Annotated in this window: 24 protein-coding genes; 12 read left to right on the forward strand and 12 right to left on the reverse strand. The window is 55.9% G+C overall.

Annotation, left to right across the window (positions count from 1 at the left end; genetic code table 11):
* Window positions 1–41: 41 nt before the first annotated feature.
* From ACQKPC_RS01250 to ACQKPC_RS01275, 6 genes are all read right to left on the reverse strand, one after another.
* Window positions 42–860: a helix-turn-helix transcriptional regulator gene (locus ACQKPC_RS01250; RefSeq protein WP_427622841.1), complete on the reverse strand. Its 819-nt coding sequence runs from the start codon at window positions 858–860 to the stop codon at window positions 42–44.
* Between the two features lie 5 nt (window positions 861–865).
* Window positions 866–1,405 carry a kinase inhibitor gene (locus ACQKPC_RS01255; RefSeq protein WP_427622842.1) on the reverse strand — a complete coding sequence of 180 codons (540 nt, stop codon included), beginning with the start codon at window positions 1,403–1,405 and terminating at the stop codon, window positions 866–868.
* Between the two features lie 125 nt (window positions 1,406–1,530).
* Window positions 1,531–2,124 carry an NUDIX domain-containing protein gene (locus ACQKPC_RS01260; protein ID WP_427622843.1) on the reverse strand — a complete coding sequence of 198 codons (594 nt, stop codon included), beginning with the start codon at window positions 2,122–2,124 and terminating at the stop codon, window positions 1,531–1,533.
* A gap of 240 nt (window positions 2,125–2,364) precedes the next feature.
* Window positions 2,365–2,607 carry a hypothetical protein gene (locus ACQKPC_RS01265; protein WP_019580101.1) on the reverse strand — a complete coding sequence of 81 codons (243 nt, stop codon included), beginning with the start codon at window positions 2,605–2,607 and terminating at the stop codon, window positions 2,365–2,367.
* A 12-nt stretch (window positions 2,608–2,619) separates the two neighbouring features.
* Window positions 2,620–3,120 carry a hypothetical protein gene (locus ACQKPC_RS01270; protein WP_427622844.1) on the reverse strand — a complete coding sequence of 167 codons (501 nt, stop codon included), beginning with the start codon at window positions 3,118–3,120 and terminating at the stop codon, window positions 2,620–2,622.
* Between the two features lie 158 nt (window positions 3,121–3,278).
* Window positions 3,279–3,716, reverse strand: coding sequence for a hemerythrin domain-containing protein (locus ACQKPC_RS01275; RefSeq protein WP_007904887.1), 438 nt, complete (start codon window positions 3,714–3,716; stop codon window positions 3,279–3,281).
* Window positions 3,717–3,863: 147 nt separating this feature from the next.
* On the opposite strand from ACQKPC_RS01275, the gene ACQKPC_RS01280 reads away from it, so the two are divergent.
* A complete protein-coding gene (locus ACQKPC_RS01280; RefSeq protein WP_427622845.1) occupies window positions 3,864–4,292 on the forward strand; it encodes a GNAT family N-acetyltransferase in 429 nt (142 codons plus the stop codon).
* Window positions 4,293–4,399: 107 nt separating this feature from the next.
* Here ACQKPC_RS01280 and ACQKPC_RS01285 read toward each other — a convergent pair whose 3' ends face one another.
* Window positions 4,400–4,750 carry a hypothetical protein gene (locus ACQKPC_RS01285; RefSeq protein WP_007904889.1) on the reverse strand — a complete coding sequence of 117 codons (351 nt, stop codon included), beginning with the start codon at window positions 4,748–4,750 and terminating at the stop codon, window positions 4,400–4,402.
* A gap of 162 nt (window positions 4,751–4,912) precedes the next feature.
* On the opposite strand from ACQKPC_RS01285, the gene ACQKPC_RS01290 reads away from it, so the two are divergent.
* The 11 genes from ACQKPC_RS01290 (at window position 4,913) to ACQKPC_RS01340 (ending at window position 13,154) form a co-directional block, all read left to right on the forward strand.
* Window positions 4,913–5,167 carry a hypothetical protein gene (locus tag ACQKPC_RS01290; RefSeq protein ID WP_008008546.1) on the forward strand — a complete coding sequence of 85 codons (255 nt, stop codon included), beginning with the start codon at window positions 4,913–4,915 and terminating at the stop codon, window positions 5,165–5,167.
* 2 nt (window positions 5,168–5,169) lie between these two features.
* Complete coding sequence (locus ACQKPC_RS01295) at window positions 5,170–5,499, forward strand: DUF6388 family protein (protein WP_427622846.1); 330 nt, start codon at window positions 5,170–5,172, stop codon at window positions 5,497–5,499.
* 27 nt (window positions 5,500–5,526) lie between these two features.
* Window positions 5,527–6,231 carry a YoaK family protein gene (locus ACQKPC_RS01300; protein WP_427622847.1) on the forward strand — a complete coding sequence of 235 codons (705 nt, stop codon included), beginning with the start codon at window positions 5,527–5,529 and terminating at the stop codon, window positions 6,229–6,231.
* Window positions 6,232–6,454: 223 nt separating this feature from the next.
* Window positions 6,455–6,847: a sulfurtransferase complex subunit TusD gene (gene tusD, locus ACQKPC_RS01305; RefSeq protein WP_427622848.1), complete on the forward strand. Its 393-nt coding sequence runs from the start codon at window positions 6,455–6,457 to the stop codon at window positions 6,845–6,847.
* A gap of 1 nt (window position 6,848) precedes the next feature.
* The gene (gene tusC, locus ACQKPC_RS01310; RefSeq protein WP_427622849.1) at window positions 6,849–7,211 is read left to right on the forward strand and encodes a sulfurtransferase complex subunit TusC; all 363 of its coding nucleotides are present in this window, start codon (window positions 6,849–6,851) and stop codon (window positions 7,209–7,211) included.
* Entirely contained in the window at window positions 7,211–7,504 is a 294-nt protein-coding gene (gene tusB / locus ACQKPC_RS01315; protein ID WP_427622850.1) for a sulfurtransferase complex subunit TusB, read from the forward strand. Before tusC ends, tusB begins: the two co-directional genes overlap by 1 nt.
* A complete protein-coding gene (locus ACQKPC_RS01320) occupies window positions 7,501–7,836 on the forward strand; it encodes a TusE/DsrC/DsvC family sulfur relay protein (protein ID WP_007904907.1) in 336 nt (111 codons plus the stop codon). The genes tusB and ACQKPC_RS01320 overlap by 4 nt, the downstream gene beginning before the upstream one ends.
* Window positions 7,837–7,976: 140 nt before the next feature.
* Window positions 7,977–9,122 (forward strand): tyrosine-type recombinase/integrase, encoded by a 1,146-nt coding sequence (locus tag ACQKPC_RS01325; protein WP_427622851.1) that lies wholly within the window; start codon window positions 7,977–7,979, stop codon window positions 9,120–9,122.
* Entirely contained in the window at window positions 9,122–10,798 is a 1,677-nt protein-coding gene (locus ACQKPC_RS01330; protein ID WP_427622852.1) for a hypothetical protein, read from the forward strand. The genes ACQKPC_RS01325 and ACQKPC_RS01330 overlap by 1 nt, the downstream gene beginning before the upstream one ends.
* Window positions 10,795–12,675 (forward strand): integrase, encoded by a 1,881-nt coding sequence (locus ACQKPC_RS01335; RefSeq protein ID WP_427622853.1) that lies wholly within the window; start codon window positions 10,795–10,797, stop codon window positions 12,673–12,675. Before ACQKPC_RS01330 ends, ACQKPC_RS01335 begins: the two co-directional genes overlap by 4 nt.
* Window positions 12,672–13,154, forward strand: coding sequence for a TetR family transcriptional regulator (locus ACQKPC_RS01340; RefSeq protein WP_427622854.1), 483 nt, complete (start codon window positions 12,672–12,674; stop codon window positions 13,152–13,154). Before ACQKPC_RS01335 ends, ACQKPC_RS01340 begins: the two co-directional genes overlap by 4 nt.
* Window positions 13,155–13,443: 289 nt before the next feature.
* Here the strand turns inward: ACQKPC_RS01340 and ACQKPC_RS01345 are convergent, their stop codons facing one another.
* The 5 genes from ACQKPC_RS01345 to ACQKPC_RS01365 form a co-directional block, all read right to left on the reverse strand.
* Entirely contained in the window at window positions 13,444–14,811 is a 1,368-nt protein-coding gene (locus tag ACQKPC_RS01345) for a DUF1329 domain-containing protein (protein ID WP_427622855.1), read from the reverse strand.
* A 14-nt stretch (window positions 14,812–14,825) separates the two neighbouring features.
* The gene (locus ACQKPC_RS01350; protein WP_427622856.1) at window positions 14,826–16,682 is read right to left on the reverse strand and encodes a DUF1302 domain-containing protein; all 1,857 of its coding nucleotides are present in this window, start codon (window positions 16,680–16,682) and stop codon (window positions 14,826–14,828) included.
* Between the two features lie 147 nt (window positions 16,683–16,829).
* Window positions 16,830–17,078, reverse strand: coding sequence for a hypothetical protein (locus ACQKPC_RS01355; protein WP_192408100.1), 249 nt, complete (start codon window positions 17,076–17,078; stop codon window positions 16,830–16,832).
* A 123-nt stretch (window positions 17,079–17,201) separates the two neighbouring features.
* Complete coding sequence (locus tag ACQKPC_RS01360; RefSeq protein ID WP_427622857.1) at window positions 17,202–18,497, reverse strand: OmpP1/FadL family transporter; 1,296 nt, start codon at window positions 18,495–18,497, stop codon at window positions 17,202–17,204.
* A 107-nt stretch (window positions 18,498–18,604) separates the two neighbouring features.
* Complete coding sequence (locus ACQKPC_RS01365) at window positions 18,605–19,678, reverse strand: amidohydrolase family protein (RefSeq protein ID WP_192408096.1); 1,074 nt, start codon at window positions 19,676–19,678, stop codon at window positions 18,605–18,607.
* Between the last annotated feature and the right edge of the window lie 3 nt (window positions 19,679–19,681).

A 19,681-nucleotide genomic window follows, 5' to 3' on the forward strand; every position in this document is an offset into this window, starting at 1 on the left:
GCACAGTTTCAAAAAGACAGGGAACATCTCACAGGAATTACCTAAATCGTCGCCCGCAATTCCCGTGGCGACAAGCCATAGTGTGAGCGAAAGCGCACTGCAAAACGTGAGGCCGAGGCGTAACCGCTGGCACCGGCAATTTCACCGATGGGGCGTGAAGTGGTTTGCAACCATTGCAGCGCCGTCGCCAGCCGAACGTTTTCCAGGATATTCCTGAAACTGTCCCCCTCATTGGCCAGTTGGCGACGCAACGTCGACTCCCCCAGGTTCAGGTGTTGTGCGACGTGCGCAACAGTCCAGTCTCTCTCCGGGCTGCCCATTACCAGCTGCTGCACCCGTTCGCACAGTGGATCGTTGCGATCCATCAGCAGCGGTCCAGCCTGGCCGCCAAGGCACAGGCTCAGAAGCACCGCCTCCCCATAGTGGGTGCGTAATGCATCCGGAGCATCCGCATTGATGGAGGCCAATAACTGATCCCATGCCTGTGTGGTATGCCTGTCCAGAGGGACACACAGGTCTGTCTTCTGGGCATGGCGATGGCTGATGAGCTGCTGGCCATATCGGCTGCTGAAGTTACGCAATGTCGAACCGGGAAAGGTCACCACATCGGCAATGTAGTGACCGTGAAGGCCGGGGAAATTCGAGATGCCAAGCTCGCGCCCGGCCGGCATCAGAATCAGATGTTGCGGCCCTGCACGCATCTGCCGGTCATCCCATTGCAGCAGTTTTTCCCCCTGCCGCACTCGACACAAGGCGGTAGCGAATATCGGCACCCGTTGCAATGTATGGGGCTGTCGCGCCCGTATGACACACGCATCGATAATGTTTTCCCGGTGCTGTATGCCGACACAAGGGCGCATCGTTCTTAACGTCCGTAAGTTGAAGTGATGGTCGCTTTGGCCAAGGCGTTGGCATTGAGCATATAGCCCACCAAGGCGCCGCTGGCCTGGTTGTCGAGTGGTAGCTTATCGACTTTCAGCGCCCATACGGTGAATTGATAGCGATGCGGCTTATCCCCTACTGGAGGGCAAGCCCCGCCAAATCCCGGTTGGCCATAATCGGTTCGCCCTTGTACTGCTCCGGCAGGCAGGTTCGAGCCGACCCCTCTTGGCAAACTGCTGGTTGAAGCGGGTAAGTTGACCACCGTCCAATGCCACCAGCCGCTACCGGTCGGCGCATCAGGATCGTAGACCGTGATCGCATAACTTTTGGTACCCGCCGGGGCGTTGCGCCAGGAAAGCTCGGGCGAAGTATTACCCCCTTCGCAACCGAAACCCTGGAACACCTCGCGACTGGTCAGCGGGCGGTTTTCAGCAATATCCTGGCTTGTCAGCGAGAACTCGGCAGCGTGTCCCGTGAGCACGACGCCCATGGACAATGCGGATAGGATTATTCTGATGTTCATCGTGACCTCATCTGAGTGTTGGCGTGAGGCACGAGTTTAGAGAGAGCAAAGGCTGGTTACTGTGCCGAAATGCTCGACCATTGTGCCTGAACGCTCTCTCAATTCAGAGGCCAATCCAATCCTGCTCAAACCGCTCCGAAGACATTCTTCATCGCCGCATACTGCAGCAGCATGATGGTCTTGGCATCGCAGATCTCCCCGCGATAGAACGCCGCCAACGCCTCGTCGAACGTCCATTCCAGCACTTCCAGTTCTTCGGTTTCTTCCTCCAGCCCGCCGCCATCACTGACCTTCGAAGACGCGTCGTACTCAGCGATGAAGAAATGCAGCTTTTCAGTCACCGAACCGGGGCTCATGTAGGCTTCGAAAACCTTCTGCACATGGTGGACGCGATAGCCGGTTTCCTCCTCGGCCTCAGCACGAATGCGCTCTTCAGGCGCAACGCCTTCCAGCAGCCCCGCCGCCACTTCGATCAGCAAACCATCGTGGCCGTTGACGAACACCGGCAGCCTGAACTGGCGGGTCAGTACGACGGTTTTCTTCTCGCGGTTGAACAGCAGAATCGCCGCGCCATTGCCCCGGTCGTAGACTTCGCGAGTCTGACGCTGCCAGTCGCCGTTGTTGCGCAAGTAATCGAAAGTGATTTTCTTCAGCAGATACCAGTCGTGGGACAGCACTTGGGACTCGATGATGTTGACCCGCTCGGCTGTGTTCGACATGACAATCCATCCTTATGTTCGTCAGAAAGCGTCCATGTTAGGCGAAAACAGAAAAGCCCGGCGACTGCCGTAATGGCGCTCCCAAGAGAATCTTGAGTCAGAGAAACCTGTGGCGAGGGAGCTTGCTCCCGCTGGGCTGCGTAGCGGCCCCAAAAATCTGACAACCATTGCGATTTTTGTGAGCGCTACGCACTCAAGCGGGAGCAAGGTATCCGTCCGGTCAACACACCTTCCTGACCTTCAGCCAATCTGCTCGAACCGCCGCCTGGTCACGAACAGCCCCGCGCCCACCGGCACGGCAAGGACCGACATCAATCCCAAGTCAAAGCCCAGCAACTGGGTCTGGCTCACTGCAACGCAGCCGATTGCGCCTGCCACCACCAGCGTCACCCCTAGCCACTTGCGCAGCGGGTACGGCTTAAGAAACCGATCAAGTAGAAAGGCCAGCGCCACAACGATGACCGTCTGGGTAATTTCGGACATGTGCAGCCCCACTCAGGTCTTGATGATCAGGGATTCGGAAGAGCGCTGTGGGCCAATCCCACCATTGACCTGCGCCTGGATGCTGACGATTACGTCGCCAGCATGGTAGGTGGGCAGAGCGTCATTGACGTACGAGCGCACACCCGCCGTTACAACAGTACCTGCGGCGACACTGCCTGCAGGTCCGGCTAAACCGCCCACAGTACCGGCAGCGCCACCGAAGGCGGAGGCGGCCAGGTTGGCGATCTTGGTGCGTTGGGCATTGAGGACATCGCCCTGTTGCCGGGTCAGCGGCTTGGAGATGCCGATCATCATCACGCACGGCAGGCTCTTGGCCTGCATCTTGTCGTACACCTCGACGACCTTGCTGTTGACCTCATAGTGGGCGCTTTTCGCCTCGCCAAAATGCAGCTCGCGCAGGCGTCCGCGCTCGCTGTCGGTGAGGGTGATCTGCGAGACGTTGAAGACGATCCCGTGAGTGCCCATGTATTGGAAAGTCCCTTCGAACTTCATCGCGCGCATCCTTTCGAGGCAAAGATGGCGATTCTCTATAAGGAGCGCATTGGATTCAAATCATTTCACCTTGCCGGCAAGGTGTGTTGGCTCCCTCGCCACAAGTTCTTACTGACTCAAGACTCTCTTGAGTGAACCGCATTGCGGCGCTTTCATCCTCAGGAAAGTTGCGCCTTGTATTCTTTCTGATACTGCCCGGCGAGGGTTTCTTTCTGTTGCTCGTCGAGTAACTTACCGGCCATCTGGAAGAACTTCTGCTCCTCCTCTTTCAAGTGGTGATGGACCTTCTCCGAGAGCTTTTTCGCCGTTGCCAACCAGGATGGACTGGACATTTCGGTCGCATCCAGCGCTTCCATCATCTCGTCCATTTCATGGTGTTCGGAGATGGCGTGGCGGCTAAGATCCACGCCGTTGTCGAACTCCATCAGCGGCATGTAGAAATGGCGTTCTTCAGCGGTTTCGTGGGCCTGAAGCTCGGATTTGAGCCGTTTGTAAGCCTCGACCCGTTCCGGGGTGTCGCCCCGGGTTTGAATCAGTGCATCGGCATAGCGGCGCTGACGGTCGTGGCTTTCGCGCAAGGCTTCGAAAATGTTCACGGGCTGTCCTCAATGGCTGCGTTCAACAACGATGCTGTTCAGGCTAGACATTCCCGGAGCCCCGGGGGTTCCTTCGGTTGCGGGGGATAGAACAATCGCCACAACCGGGATAGGCTCCGTGTTCACTGCCATAAGGATGTGTTGCCTATGACCCTGCGAATCGAATTGTCGAAAAATGCCACCCCGGAAGAGCGCGAGGCGATCCTCACACCGCTGCGCGCCTACAACGCCTCAAAGGCCGGGGCCACGGTGTCGGAGCAGATTGCTTTGCTGGTACGCAATGACAGCGACGAGATTCTCGGCGGGCTCTATGGCCGAGTGTTTTACCAGTGGTTTTTCATTGAGTTGTTGTCGGTGCCGGAGCAGGCCCGGGGACAAGGGATGGGCTCGAAGCTGATGCAGATGGCCGAAGACCTGGCGCGGGAAAAGGAATGCGTGGGGATCTGGCTGGACACCTTCGACTTCCAGGCGCCGGAGTTTTACAAAAAACACGGATACAGCGAGTTGGGGCACATTGCCGATTACCCGCCGGGCCATAAGCGCTTCTTTTTCCAGAAGCGTTTGGTGGATTTGTAACCTTCGATTTTCGGGGGGGCCCAAAAGATCGCAGCCTTCGGCAGCTCCTACAGGGTGAACGCAATCCCATGTAGGAGCTGCCGAAGGCTGCGATCTTTTGATCTTGCTTACAAGCAGGTCGCCAACGCCGCCAATCGGCGCTTGGCGACAAAGTCGTCATGCTGCGCGTAGTAGCTCAACGCTGTACCGGAGGCGTCGGTGGTCACGTCCACGAAGGACTCGGCCGAACGGGTATACACCGTCGAGCCACCCTTCTTGCCCGGCTGCAAATACGCGCCCGCATCGACACCGAACACCGCTTCGTCCTGCCATGCAAACTGCACGCACTGGGCGACGACTTTTTCCGGTTTGTCCGAGGTCAGGGTTTTGTACGGGGTTTTGGTGCGGGCGTCATTCATCGCCGATCCGGCGCAGCCCGCCAGCAAGGTTGCGGCCAGCGCCACCATCAGAATTCGCATTGCGTTCGCTCATCAAGAAAAAGCGGACTGTATCACCGCGGCACGGCGTATCGTTCTGCTTTACTTCATTTATACCGCGACACCGCGCAACGATTCGCGCACCCTGTCGCGCCATTAACGCCGCATCGCCCATTTTTCCGGGCGCATTTTTCTGGAAAGGTCATGACACCCAACGCCGAATACTACAAACCAACCGCTGAATACGCCGACAAGCTGATCAGCCAGATCGGTCAGACGCCTTCCTGGATCGCCAAGCGAATTGGCGTCACCGACAAACGGATTCGTTACATTCTCGATGGCGAACGAACCGTCAAAGGCGAAACCACGCCGATCCAGATGACCTACCCCGAGCAATTTGCTCTGGAGTGTCTGGCCGCGGCTGCCAAGGCGAGCAAAAAGCAGTCTTCCAAGGAGTGACCATGGCGGCAACCGAACAGCAACACGAGCAGGCGCTGAAAAAATTTCTCGATGAGCGTCCTGAGCTGCACGTCGAACTGGACAACCTGAATCCACTATTGGCCCAAGCCAAGGGCGTGACAGTGGAGCAGTACCGCGACGTGCGCTTGCATGAAGCGTTCGAAGCCGAGGCTGAGCGCCTGGGTCTGTTTGCCTGGGAGCTGACACTGCAACTGACTGCCGCCACGCCTGAGGACTACCAGGCCCAACGCCTGGAGGTGCACAAGGAAGTCGCGGAGATGGCCGGCATGGACTGGCTGGAGTATTGCGAGTTATATGGGTTAACCAAATAATCTCGCGGCTCAAGGAAGTCCTCTTCAATGCTGCCTTCTCCGTCAGGCACCCGGGCCACGCCGGGCCATCTGCATACCCATAAATGGCGCGGACGCATCGGCCTGGCGCTAGTCGCCGGTTTGTCGGTACTCGCCGGCATGACCGATGCCATCGGCTTCATGGCCAGCGGCGACTTCGTGTCCTTCATGAGCGGTAACACCACCCGTCTGGCCGTGGCGATCAGCGATGGCGACCTCGGGCTGACCCTGCGTCTGCTGATTCTCGTGGCCACGTTCGTCATCGGTAATGCCTTGGGCATTGTCGTCAGCCGGTTCGGTGGCCGACGGGCGCTGCCATTGATGCTGTGCATCGCCACGTTGCTCTGCGGCGCTGCGGCCTGGCCCTATGAGACGCAATTGCCGGCGCTGCTGGCGGCAATCATCGCCATGGGCATGCTCAATGCCGCCGTGGAAGAAGTGAACGGCCTGCCGGTCGGGCTGACCTACGTCACCGGCGCGTTATCGCGGTTTGGTCGTGGGCTGGGGCGATGGATGCTTGGCGAGCGGCGCAATGGCTGGCGGGTGCAGTTGATCCCGTGGGCCGGGATGTTTGCCGGCGCGGTGCTGGGTGCGGTGCTGGAACATCATCTTGGGCTCAAGGCGCTGTTTGTCAGCGGGCTGCTGGCCGGGGCGCTGGGGGTGCTGTCATTGAAGATACCGCGGCGTTGGCAGTTGGGTTATATGCCGCGCTGATCGGGTTATCACATTCAGCATTGATGTTGCCTGACACTCCGCTATCGCGAGCAGGCTCGCTCCCACAGGGGTCTGTAGTGGATTTCAGTGTCCTGTACGACACAAATCCCTTGTGGGAGCGAGCCTGCTCGCGATAGCAGCGACTCGGTCTACGAATAAACGCCCTTCGCCGCCCCGCCGATAAAGCTTTATCATGGCCGCAGTTTTGCTGATCGAGCCCATCATGAAATTCGCCATTGCGCTGTTTTCCGCCGCCCATGCGCCCTCCTCGCGCCGTGCCCTGCTATTCGCCCAGGCCGCGCTGGCCGGCGGGCATGAGATTGTCCGGCTGTTTTTCTATCAGGATGGCGTCTACAACGCGTCCGGCAGCGTGGTCACGCCTCAGGACGAGCAGGATTTGCCCAAGCAATGGCGCAACTTTGTCACTGAGCATCAACTCGATGGCGTGGTCTGCATCGCCGCCGCCCTGCGCCGTGGGGTGTTGAACGAGGAAGAAGCCCAGCGCTATCAGCGTGAAGCGGTAGCGGTGGGTGCGCCGTGGGAATTGTCCGGCCTCGGCCAGTTGCATGACGCGGTGCAGGACGCTGACCGCTTGATCTGTTTCGGAGGCACGTGAGATGGCTAAATCCTTGCTGATTATCAGCCGTCAGGCGCCGTGGTCCGGGCCGAATGCGCGCGAAGCGCTGGACATCGTGCTGGCCGGTGGTGCCTTCGATCTGCCGATCGGCCTGCTGTTTCTCGATGACGGCGTGTTTCAGCTCGCCAATGAACAGAACGCCAAGGCCCTGCAACAGAAAGACCTGAGCGCCAACCTGCAAGCCTTGCCGATGTTTGGCGTCGAAGACCTGTTCGTCTGCGGTGAAAGCGCCGCGACCCGTGGCCTGGACCCTGAAAACCTGTCACTTGAAGAAGCCCGGGTGCTGACCGCCCAGGAAATCACCGCCCTTATTGACCGTTACGACCAGGTGATCACCCTCTGATGTCGACTTTGCATGTGTTGTCTCATTCCCCTTTTGGCGATGAACGTCTGAGCAGTTGCCTGCGCGTGATCGGCGCCAACGATGCGCTGCTGCTCAGTGGCGATGCGGCCTATGCCTTGCAGCCAGGCACTGCGCCGTTCGGCGCGCTGCACGCCCGCCAATTGAATCTGTTCGTACTGGCCGAAGATGCTCAAGCGCGGGCTCTGCAAGTCCCGGACTGGGCCAAGGCCATCGATTACCCGGCCTTCGTCGAACTGTCGATTCACTACGACAAGGTCAACAGCTGGCTATGAAATCCATGACGGTCGGCGCCCGTGCCATTGAACTGGACAAGGACGGTTTCCTGGTCGAACTGAGCGACTGGTCTGCCGAGGTGGCCGCCGCCCTCGCCGCTGCCGAAGACATCGAGTTGAGCCCGGAACACTGGGAAATTCTCGAACTGCTGCGCAGTTTCTACGACGAATTCCAGCTGTCCCCGGCGACCCGCCCGCTGATCAAGTACACCGCATTGAAACTCGGCCCCGACAAGGGCAACAGCCTGCACCTGAACCGACTGTTCAAAGGCACCCCTGCCAAACTCGCCGCGAAACTGGCGGGCCTGCCCAAACCGACGAATTGCTTATGATCCGGAGCGTTGTGGTAGTTAGATCTATCTGATATTAAAATCATAGGTCTATCTGATTGGGAGTGGAAGACTGCAGCAGTAGCCTTCAGTCAATCCATTCAGACGGGATACCGATTGATTGCTCAATGACAGGGTGATAGATGGAGCTTGTGTGGGGCACCAAGGATTTCGTAATCGCCGGACAACCTTACCAAGGGTTTCCGATCCTGCTGTGGGACTCGATGGAGAGTTGCAGCCAGGCCAATCAGTTCTTCCGCTTCTACCTCCTTCGCGGGGACATCGGTTCAAAGCAATCCTGGCCTAGCACTGGACGGGCACTGTACGATTTCTTCAGCTTCCTGCAAGCCCATGATCTTGATTGGCGGGACGTAGATCGCGGAGAGGCCAAGAGCCTTGTGGCTGCCTACCGAGACTACTGCTTGGTGACGTGCGGACTGGCTCGCAACACTACTCGCCAGCGTCTGACGTACATCTGCAAGTTTTACGAATTCGCCCTGGATAAGGGCTGGGTGAAGCGCTTACCGTTCGGTCACGAAGAGCGAATCGTGAAGCGCGAAACAGGCTTCCTTAAGCATGTGGATGCCAGCGGAGGCAAAGCGCTGGTGAACGACGTGATGCCGCGTCGTCACAAGCCCCTACCCGAGTTCCTGAGCATAGCCCAGGCCAAGTCATTTATGGCTGCGGCGGAGAATCCACATCATCGGATCATGATTCAGCTAGCCCTGCGCACAGGCCTGCGCCGTAACGAACTTGCCACCTTTCCAGTGGCGTATGTTTTCGATCCGGACAAAGCTGGGCGAACCGAGCGCAATCTTCGAATTCTGCTTGATCCGTACGACGGCAGCGGCATGGAGACCAAGGGTAGTAAGAAGCGACAAATCTGGGTCAGTCGCAAGTTCATGGCTGAACTCTATCGCTACGTGTCAAAAGTGCGTGGTGAGCGGGCATCTCTGGGCAAGAACCAGAAGGCTTTGCTTCTCAACCATCTGGGAGAACCTTATTCCAGCGCCGGCAAGAGCCTAAACCGGATCATCAGCGAGACCGGGAAATCAGCTGGAATCGAAGTCCATACGCACATGCTGCGCCATACCTATGCAACCCACACCTTGGTCAATCTTCAGCGCAACCCCCAGAACGGGGTCGACCCCCTGGTGTACCTTCAGCGGCAGCTTGGCCACAGCTCGATTCAAACCACCATGGTGTACTTGCACCTGATCAACGAAATGGCCGATGAGGCTGTGCTGGCATATGACGACGAGTTAAACGAAATGGCAGGTGCAGCCTGATGGGAAAGCGAAAGGAATTTGCCAAAACTGACCTCAGCATTCCGCAAATCGAGCACAACATCGACACGGCAGGCAATGTGGTCATCCTTTCTGAGGCAATCCCTCCAAAGATTACGATGGTGTCGTTCAGGCGCAACTACAGTTCCCAACGAAATTTCGATTTTGCGAGGTGGTATGGCGCGGGCATTGATGCCATCACTTACGCCTGCCAGCGTCAAATTGAGCGTTTCCTAGCGGGGCAAGATGGCGCCCCCTCGGTTGCTACTGTGATTGGTTATTGCAATGCATTAAGAAATTTTTTTGACTATTGCCTACTCCAAGCGATGGCTTTCGAGCGTGCGTTGACGTTGGATGATCTAAATCGGAACCTTGTCGACGGCTATCTTGGACACCTATCTGGACAAGATCTAACGACCGCTGGACAGAAAAACTACTACACGGCTACCAAGTCAGTGCTTGTTGCACTCGGACAGCGCGGTTTTTTCACATTGGTGATATCTGGTGATGAGGCCACTTTCCCACGCAATCCATTTCCGAACTCCAACCGCAAGCACAAGGGCGAGACAGCTCTATCGAAGCGTGAGCGCCATAAGTTTACAGTGGCCTTACGGCACGCCATTAAACCCATATGGGTCGATGGAACTCCTATCACTGGCGAACTGTTGGCATATGCCTTACTTGTCATAGCCCTCCACACCGGACGTAATCTTACGCCTTTGCTGGAAATGAGCCGTAATTGCCTGCGCCCTCATCCTAAAGACGACACCGTCTTCTTGGTACTGTGGAAGCGGCGTGGCTACAACACCAGCAAAGTAGCTTTACGGGCTGAATCGAAAGGCGAACGGCTCCTGGAGGCAATGCCCAGCGTCAGAATCAACATAGAACGTCTAATCCGTCGAGTGATGGTGTTGACCGAGCCCTTGGATTCAGAAGCGCCGGACGACCTCAAAGGACGTGTGTGGCTATTCCGCAGTCGGGCTTCAAATGCAGCCGGTCAAGTCACTCCACTGCAAGCGATCATATTAGATCGTGCGATATGCCGCTTCGTAGAACTGTACGATCTGAAGGATTGCGACGGGAAGCCTCTGCGCATCAACATCTCCCGCCTACGGAAAACCTTCGCAAACCGTATTTTCGAGCTGACGGACGGAGATCTCGCAACCACCGCCTCCGCTCTGGGGAACACTCCGCGAGTAGCCGATCAAAACTATCTCGCGCCAAGTGAGGATGCCCGTCGAAACTGGCGCTTCATGGGGGAGCTACTGGTACAGGAACTGCTGACAGCGTCCATCGGCGCAACCTACAAGGACACGCCCCTCGGTCGCTGTAGCGACCCATTAAATGGTCAGTTCGCTCCAAAACATGACGGCACCACCTGCATAAATTTCATGAACTGCCTACGGTGTAAGCACTACGCAGTGACAGCCGAAGACCTGTACAAGCTTTTCAGCTTCTACTTCCGCGTGCTGACTGAATGCTCCCGCATGGACAAGCGGCGCTGGGCACGCGAGTACGCACACATCCCGCGCCTTATCGACCATTACATCGTCGCTGAGGGGCTTCGCCGTGGCACCTTCAACGCTGCAGCCGTGGACGCCGCTCGTGAGCGCTCCCGTACCCAGCCACACCCCTTCTGGTCAGTTGATCTCATTGCCAGCTTGGAGATCTTTTCATGAGTGAAAAAATCTCTGACGAATTAACTTGGGAGGCCATCACCGCTCAGCCTGGCGATATACGTGGGCTGTCCGACTCAGAGCGCGACATGCTGATCATCAACGCAATTCAGGTGGATGGGCAGTGGATCATTCGCAGCCGCTACGGTGACGACGTTTGGCAGCTACACCGCCTGCCCAGTAACGTGGGGGCCAGTGGGAAACACCTAAACTTCATCACCATGCCAAAGCCATTTCGGGTGGCGATGAAAGCAATAATTTATCGCTACATGAGGCGTGGTCGCGTTGAAGGCGATCAGCCTAAGGGCGCGGGAATTCGTCGCCTTTTTTTAACGGCAATCCCATTCTTGCGACATCTAGAGACCCTTGGGCTGGATCATTTAGGGGAAGTGACGCCTATGATTGCAGCAACCTACGTCGCGGCCTGCAAGGTTCACAGGATCACCAAATCTAACAAGCCGTTGCTACCAGAATCACTTTTGGAGCGTTACTCAATCGTTGAGGCGATTTATGAGCTAAGCCAGTACACCGACGACAAGATACCTAAGCATCCATGGCCCGAAACCTCTGCAAGAGCCATGGCCGGCGCTATCGGTATGCCCCGTGGCGGAAAAACCCCATTAATTCCAGATGACGTGTTCTGCACATTGTTCGAAAAGGCTCATCAACAAGTGGAACGCGGCAAACTACTGCTCGATCTGCGAGATGATCTTGAAGCTGTCGCAGCAGAGTGCAAAAGCCTAAGTACCAGAAGTATGCGCGATGCAAAAAAAAGGTATTTGGATGCTAGGGGCTGGGAAGGGGGCGCGAGAACTTTCAGTAAGTCCCTGTCAGACTTGCGCACATCATGCTATGTCGTCCTGGCGAGCACCTCAGGCTGTCGCAATCATGAACTGACTAACCTGCAATCGGGGGCGCACCACCGCACTGAAGATGATGAGGGCAAGATCTATCACTGGATGCGCTCTAAGTCAGAGAAGACAGATAAAGGGATCCACGACTGGATGATCCCAGAGGCTGCAGTGCGTGCTCTGCGCGTCATGGAGCGCTGGGCTGCGCCTTACCAAGCGATGATTGCCGACGAAGTCATTCAGCGGCGTCGAATCAACCCGCAAGATCCACAGATCGCTGAAGCTTACACACATCGTAATTCGCTGTTTCTGGGCGTTTACCCTAATGAAGCTAATCGGGTTCGTACTCTTTCAAACAGCAGCTGGGTCAACCTCTTAAAAGCATTCGCGGAAGACTGCGGATTAACCTGGAAGCTCACCAGTCACCAATTTCGACGTAAGCTCGCCAACTACGCCGCACATAGCCGCTTTGGCGACCTACGCTACCTCAAAGAGCATTACGCTCACTGGTCCATGGACATGACCTTGGGCTATGCGATGGACGATAGTTGGGGACAACATCTTGATCTTGATCTGTACTTGGAAATGCAAGGAGAGCTGGAAGACATCAAGCTTGGCGTCGTCGACAGCTGGATGGGCGATGAATCTCTATCAGGAGGCTACGGACGCGCCATTAGGGGCTGGCAGCGGGAGCCAGAAAACCTACTGATCTTCAAGGATCACGCTTCGATGCTGAAGTCCATTGCTGAGAGCACAGCAATCCGCAGCAACGGTCACGCTTGGTGTACAGCGGACAACAACGGCTGCGTCGGCAACACCCTTGAACGCTCTCGCTGCAGTGGCTGCAACCACTCAGTGATTGGGAGCACACATGCACCCTTCTACCAGCGACTGTACGATGAGCTTAAAGGGCTGCAGCACTGCAAAGATATTGGAGAAGGAGGTCGCCAGCGCGTTATTCGCGACCTGAACCGCTGCCGAGACGTATTGGTTCAGTTGGGCATGCCTTCGGAGGATCTGACCGCATGAAGAATAAGAACAAAACAGCCAATTACAAGCCTGCCGTGGATCGAGAAAAGGAACTCAAGCTAGCGATCTACCGTATCGAAAAGGGGCGGGCTCATACCCAGGAAACCAAGTTGACCATCGCTGCCGTTGCACGCGAAGCCGGCGTGTCGACGGCATTGATCCACAATCACTACCCAGAAATTGCAGAGACAATACGGGAGAAGCAGGGGCGATCCAGCCGCGCTATGCGGGATGTGAAAAATCAAGATCTGATCGTCGAACGCCAAAAGTCAGCAGGCTACCGTCAAGAGATTGAGGCCCTGCGGGCGAAGCTCGCCAGCATCGCATCCATCAACGAAGTGCTGCTGAACGAGAACCAGGCGCTCAAATCTAAGTTGAGAAATCAAAACGTGGTTGAACTAACTTCATCCACTCCACGCAAACTCGCATCAGACGGCGACGACGTTCATCTGCATCTCGAAAATCTTCGAAAAAGTTAAACCAGGTAAAAAATTTATCAATGGAAGACAAATCTCGTCCAACACAAAAAAGACCCTGGAACCGAATGGAAGCGTAAGCAAGAAAACTAGGCTTAGGCGCATCTAACACTGTGTTTAGCTCCTAAACGGTAGACTGGTGCCCTTCTTTCTTTTTTGGAAAAGAAGTTCAGCTTTCTCGCCTAGGGGGCTGCCAACATTCAGTTGGCAAAAAAAAGCCGCCAATTATGGTGGCGGCGAGGTCTCAGGCTTATGGCCGTCGACGAAGTAGCGTCAGGTTGTAGCAGGTTTGTTAGCGAATCCCAGCACTTCTCAAGGCTGCTGGTGTGTAGTCCGCTCCGAGGGCTTTAAAGCCGATTTCCATTGGGTTTTTTTCTTCGTTGCGTAGGCCTGAAACGATATAGCGGCCATTGATCAAGTCGTACAACGCTTCTACGCCCAACCAAGGAATCTGCCTGTCATAGATCGGCGTCATAAAGCCTTCAGCCACTCGCCACAGAGTGTTGCGAGCGTCGTAGTGGTCAGCCAATACGATCTGCCAGGTGTCTTCGTCAACATAGATCACGCGTTTGGCGTAGAGATGCCGTTCTCCCGGTTTTAACGTCGCCTCCACTACCCATACACGGTGGAGTTCATAGCGGGTGAAGTCAGCATTCAGGTGCCCAGCCTTTACTACGTCGTTGTATTGCAGTTGCGGGGAGTCCAGTTTGTAGTTGTTGTAGGGAATGTAGATTTCCTTTTTCCCCATCAGCTTCCAGTCATAGCGATCTGGTGCGCCGTTGAACATGTCCAGGTTGTCCGCCACGCGTTGGCCATCCGACGCGGGGTAAGGACCGTCGTAAGCAATTTGTGGCGCGCGACGCACACGGCGTTGACCCGCATTGTATACCCAGGCCATGCGTGGCTCTTTAACCTGATCGAGCGTTTCGTGAACCAGCACCACATCACCGGCCAAGCGCGCTGGCGCGGTGACTAGTTGCTTGTAATAGAACAACACGTTACCGGGATTTTTTGGATCGAAGTCCTTGAGTTGGTCTCGGTAGGTGAACTGCTGATCGAAGTACACCGGCATAAAGGTACCATCTGCCAGCGGCGTCGCTTGTACGTGGGTTCGCCGGACGCTGCCGCCGCGATAGCGTGTAAGGTGGTTCCACACCACTTCCAAACCGCTTTGCGGAATGGGGAAAGGTGTAGCCATATCAAAGCTATCCAAACCATTACCGCCTGAAATCAGGTGCGTGTTTATCGCATTGTTGGCAATCGCTTTGTAGACGGAGTCCGGCAGGCTCGCACTGCGGTGACTTGGGTATACCTGCATGCGATAGCTGCCGGGGTAGCGTTTAAGCATTGCCAACTGACCGGGGGTGAGTTTCTCCTGATACTGCGCAGCATTCTGCGCGGTGATGGTGAACAGGGGTTTCTCACTATTGAACGGATCGCTCAGTGCACCGTTGGCGCCAACCTCACCAGCATTCTTGGCAAGACCGCCAGTCCATGGCGCAATACTGCCATCGGCATTTCCAGCTTTTTCCGCACCTATTGGAGTCAGGGTATTACCCAGTTTCGCCGCTTCAACGCTCGATACCGCCGCCTGTACGCTGTTGGCCATCAAAGCGATGACGATGGCGAAGTTAAAACGGAGCAATGCTGTTGTGTTCATTAGGTTGCTTCCACTCAAAAGGAGACGCCGAGACTCAGGGCGAGAAAATCACGGTCGATATTGACGTTGTAATCCCCACCGAAATAATCGGTGTATGCCAGGCTAGCGTTGTAGGTATTCAGGTAGGTGGCATCAAGGCCGACGCTGATTGCTTTGGAGCCTTCGTTGAAGCCTGGCTCCGGCCCATAACCGGAAACGTCGTGTGACCAGGCGAGGTTGGGGCGTAGCTCAACCCCCGGGATGACGTTGTTGTATTCCCAGATCGCCCGAGCGCGGTAACCCCAGGAGTTGCTGGTAGCAAAGCCATCGTTGTTGCAGTTGTTCGGCGTTACGCTGTTGCTGGTGCACAGGCTGTTGTTTGGATACAGCCGACCTTGACCATAAGCAGTGCTGCGGCCGTAACGCAAACCACCTTTACCTTCCAGCCCTCCGATGTGGGTAGCGCCCACTTCGGCGATCAGGGTCAGGCGATCCGCACCCATGACTTGGTCGAAAAAGTGCGTTGCGGTGACTTGAGCCTGGGTCACTTCTTTGCGTCGGTAGCCACTGACATCGCTGCTGTTGGCCAAGGTCACCGCACCGGAAGACAACACAGGTGAAGCTGCCGGAACACCAATCGCTGCGCTGATCAAGTCTACGGCGTTGATTTGCAGTGGCATATTTGGCCGATAGCTGACTTCGCCAGATAAGGTTGTGCCGGTAGACAAGCTGGTGCTAAAACTCAAACCATATAGACGAATGTCTTCGGGGTAATCAGCGAAGTACTTCGAGGTACCGAGGCGATAGGCTTGGGCCAGTTGCTGGCCGGTGGCGCTGCCCAGAAAGCGATTACAACCGGCCAACGGCACACCGAGATTACCGCACAGCTGCGGCGCAAACCCCACATCCGTTACATGAGGGCTGGTGACGGCGCTGATATACGGTTGACGGCTGTGGTAATTGAGAAAGTAAGCGCCGAATTCGCTGTCCAGCTCTGGAGCAAACCAACGTAGCGCAGCGCCGAACTGGCCGCTGTCTCGGGCATCACGGTCACCGGCGCGGGGAATCTCGATACCTTCTGAAGTCAGATTGACTCCTAACGGGCGCAGTGCGGCTTGTGCTGCGGCACTTCGGTCGAGAATAGGCCCAACCGGTAATCCACCGCAGCCATCGGCTAATACATCGTTCTGCGAGAAGAACGTGCCGCAGTTGTCGATGACCGTCTGGTCCCACTCCAACTGATAGAATGCTTCGGCCGTAAGATTTTCGGTCAGGTTCTGCGACAAGTAAAACATGTTGACCGGGATCAGCCCTTCTTTGATCTCCGCACCTGGACGACGGAAAGCGGCGATGTCGATAGGGTTAATCGAGTTGATACCGCCTTGGATAAATGTGCTCTCGCCCCAACTCACTACTTGCTTGCCGACACGCACGGTACCGGGCAAATCGCCGATGAGATAATTATGGTAAACAAAAGCGTCCAATAGCTGCGCACCAGCTGCCTTCGCACCTTCCTTGCGGTTGCTGTCATCGATGTCTTTGAACAGACGGCTTTCGTCCTTGAGTTCAAAGTCGTACCAGTACTTACCGCGCGCAAATATGCCGGAATCGCCGTACTTCAGTTCGAGGTCATGAATGCCTTTGAACACTTTCGAGAAGGTGTCGCCCTTGCCGAAATTACGTTTGCCATCATCGGCGCTGTGGCTGTTCAACAGCTCCGGATCAGGGTTGCGCAACGCCCAACTGGCGCCCACCGACAGCGTCGAATCGAACTGCCCCTGGATTTCGCCAATACTGAAGTTCACCGCATACACGGGTGCGCTGATGCTGCTTGCAAGACCGACGGTCAGCGGCAAATAGAGCTGTCGCCCTGTTGGAGGTTTACGCATCATAACCTTCACTACCTCTTGTTGTTTTTGTGGAGGTGTTGCCGACCTGTTGCGGTTTTTTGGGCGCAGCAGGTCCTACTGGCCAGTGCTCGGGGCAATGGCCGGTGTTCGGATTATTTCGATCGGTATTACTTGAGGATTAGCGTCGCGTCATAGGGGCGGCTCCATCCAGTCCCGATCTGGAGGCTGTGCCGGGCCGGTGCCGTGCAGGTACAACTGGTCATCGCTACGCAGTGCGAGGATCAAACCAAAATCGGTCAGGTATTGCTCGGCCTTATCGAGGTCCGACCGCTCGAAAATCAAGTAGGCGAGGCTGGCGGCCTTAACGGAGGTTTTTGGGTGACGCACCGGTTGTGGCGTCGCCAGTACAGTATGAGGAAAAGCGGTATGGCCAATCATTTTTACTGTTCTCCGTAGCCGTTTCGCGGGCAAAGCCTAGCCATCAACCTTAATTAACAAGGCCGCGCTGGTGCATTAACGGTGGGTCAGTTCAGTGTGTTACGAAGCGGCACTTGTTCACGTTCAAAACGCATAGTTCATCTGTAAACCGATCCCGTTGATACTGTTCTGATACTTTGCGCTGTAACCCGGACGCAAGCCGCCTTGAGTAGTGGGTTGGGAAACTTTAACGGTGTCCTCATGGATATATCCGTACCCCAGATCCAAAGACATTTGCTCGGTAGCCTGCCAGTTCAAACCCAGCGTGAAGATTTTCCGATCCCCCGTAGGTGCTCGGGTGGAGGTGTACTGGTTAGGCATGGGAGTCGGCTCGTAAGCGATACCGGTACGAATTTTCCATTGCTTGTTCAGGCGGTAGGACAAGCCTGTCGAAAAGGACCAGGTGTCACGCCACTTCAGGGTTTCGACAATCGAGTCGAATGCGGCATAGTTGCGTGGCACCCCAGCGTTTTGGACATTCAATTCGGGCACCCGGCTCCACCGGCTCCACAGCGCACCGGCAGAAAAATCCAGCCGATCGTTGAAGCGCCAGGTCGCTGAAGCATCAACGGTTTCCGGCGTGGTGAAGTCCAGACTCGCATCATATTTCCCATTGAGCCCTGGCAGGCGCAGCGCCGGAATCGATCCCAGCAGGCCATTGGCTCCAGACACTTTCGTCTTGCCTTCGAGGGTGTAATCAACCTTTGAGTGATAGGTCAGGCCCAGCGTTAGGTCATCGAATGGATCGAACATGATGCCCACATTAAAACCCAGCGCTGTGTCGTCGCCCGTCACCTTGACCGTGCCGTCGCCTTGCCCTCTCACTGCCCGGTTATCGATCTTGCTTTCGAGAAGCCCCTCGATGTGGTTAATCGTCGGGCCGAAACCTACCGACAAGCGATCGCTTATCCGGTAACTCACTGTCGGCTGCAACGTCACCACTTTCACTTGGGTACGCGAACTGCGGTAGCGTCCCTGGAAGCTGCTTTCGTAATCGGTCGAACCGCCAAAGGGGGCGTAAACACCGAACCCGACATGCCAATCCTGATTGAGTTGCAGCGTGTAGAACCCCGACGGCACGACAATGGGGCTAGGCACCATATCCCCGCGGGAAGTACCTGCCACCGACGTGTTGACGGAGCTGATACGAGTGTTGGCGTCGATAATACTGATACCGCCACTGACGTGTTCACCGGTCAATTTCGACATGCCCGCAGGGTTGCCGTAGACGACGGTGGCATCCTGAACGTCTGAGGCGCGGCCGGAATAAGCCTTTCCCTCCGAGCTGATGCTTTGTTCGTTAATTTGCAGGCCATTGGCCAGGAGATGGGTGGACGTGAGGCACAGCCCCAGCGCGCATAGCTGATTTCTTATTTTCATGGCTAAAGCTCTTATTATTTTTTTGACTCATCGGGAATGGATAGCCCGCACGACAAGATTGAACAATTATGTTCAAATAAAGTCAACGATGATCATATAAGTAAAAATCAGCGATTACGCATACGCTCGGCGAGGGCGCCCATTGGTCGAGTCAGACTGCGTCTAAAGCGTTGTGCGAACGACTCGCCCTCGTAGATGGGCGCAGGTGAGACGACTTCATTTGCTTGTTTAAACTGCGGGAAAAGGCTCAAGGCATGACCGCGATTGATTCCGTGCTGAATAGACGGAGACCACATATTCGAACTGTCCAGCGTCTGACATTGCAGCGCAGTGGCAGGCGCCGGCGCGAAGGGGAAATCACTGCCGAACAGAATGTGCGATGGCTCAACCAATTCTTTAAGGGCTGCCATTGAGAAACGCGACGGAGATAAGGCTGTGTCGAAGTAAAAACGACGTATGTAGGTCATAACTCCCTGAGGAGCAGCGTTCTGAAACTCCGGTAAAGCATTCGCCAATGAGACACGCCAAGCCACGAAAGGTAAGAAGCCGCCGGAGTGAGCGAGGATCCAGTTGATGCCAGGGTAACGCTCCATCGTTCCACTTAGGATCAGGTTTACTGCCGCGCGAGTGGTATCACATAGAAACTCAATTAGAAAACCGGGGGTTTGAAGCCCAATGCTCTCGCTAGTTTCGTGCATGTTTGGATGCACGAACACTACCGTCTTGCGCCGATCAAGTTCAGCCATCAACTCGTCAAACCGCGAATCCCCTAAAAACACCCCATCGGTACTGCCTAGCAGCACGACGCCCTCGGCCTTGAGGACATCCAGCGCATATATTGCTTCCGCACAGGCAGCTTCAGTAAAAGGCATGGGGAGCACCGCAAAATTACCGAACCGCGCGGGATAGCGGGAACGCATATCTGCGGCGAACTCGTTGCAACTGCGAGCAAGTACATTGGCCTGCTGCACACCGCCACCAAAATGCACGCCTGGCGCCGACAACGAAGTGACTGCCCGCTCGATCCCATTAGCATCCATCACTTCAATCGATTTCTCCGGCGTCCAGCTCGGTAGGGGGGCTCCAGCGACCTTATGCAGCCCCCTAGCGCTCATAGTTCCAACAAAGGATGGCGGGATGATGTGGTGGTGGACGTCGATACGACCTTGCTTGATTGACATGGT

Origin of the sequence: Pseudomonas sp. NPDC089918, assembly GCF_050280605.1 — a bacterium.
Classification (GTDB): Bacteria; Pseudomonadota; Gammaproteobacteria; order Pseudomonadales; family Pseudomonadaceae; genus Aquipseudomonas.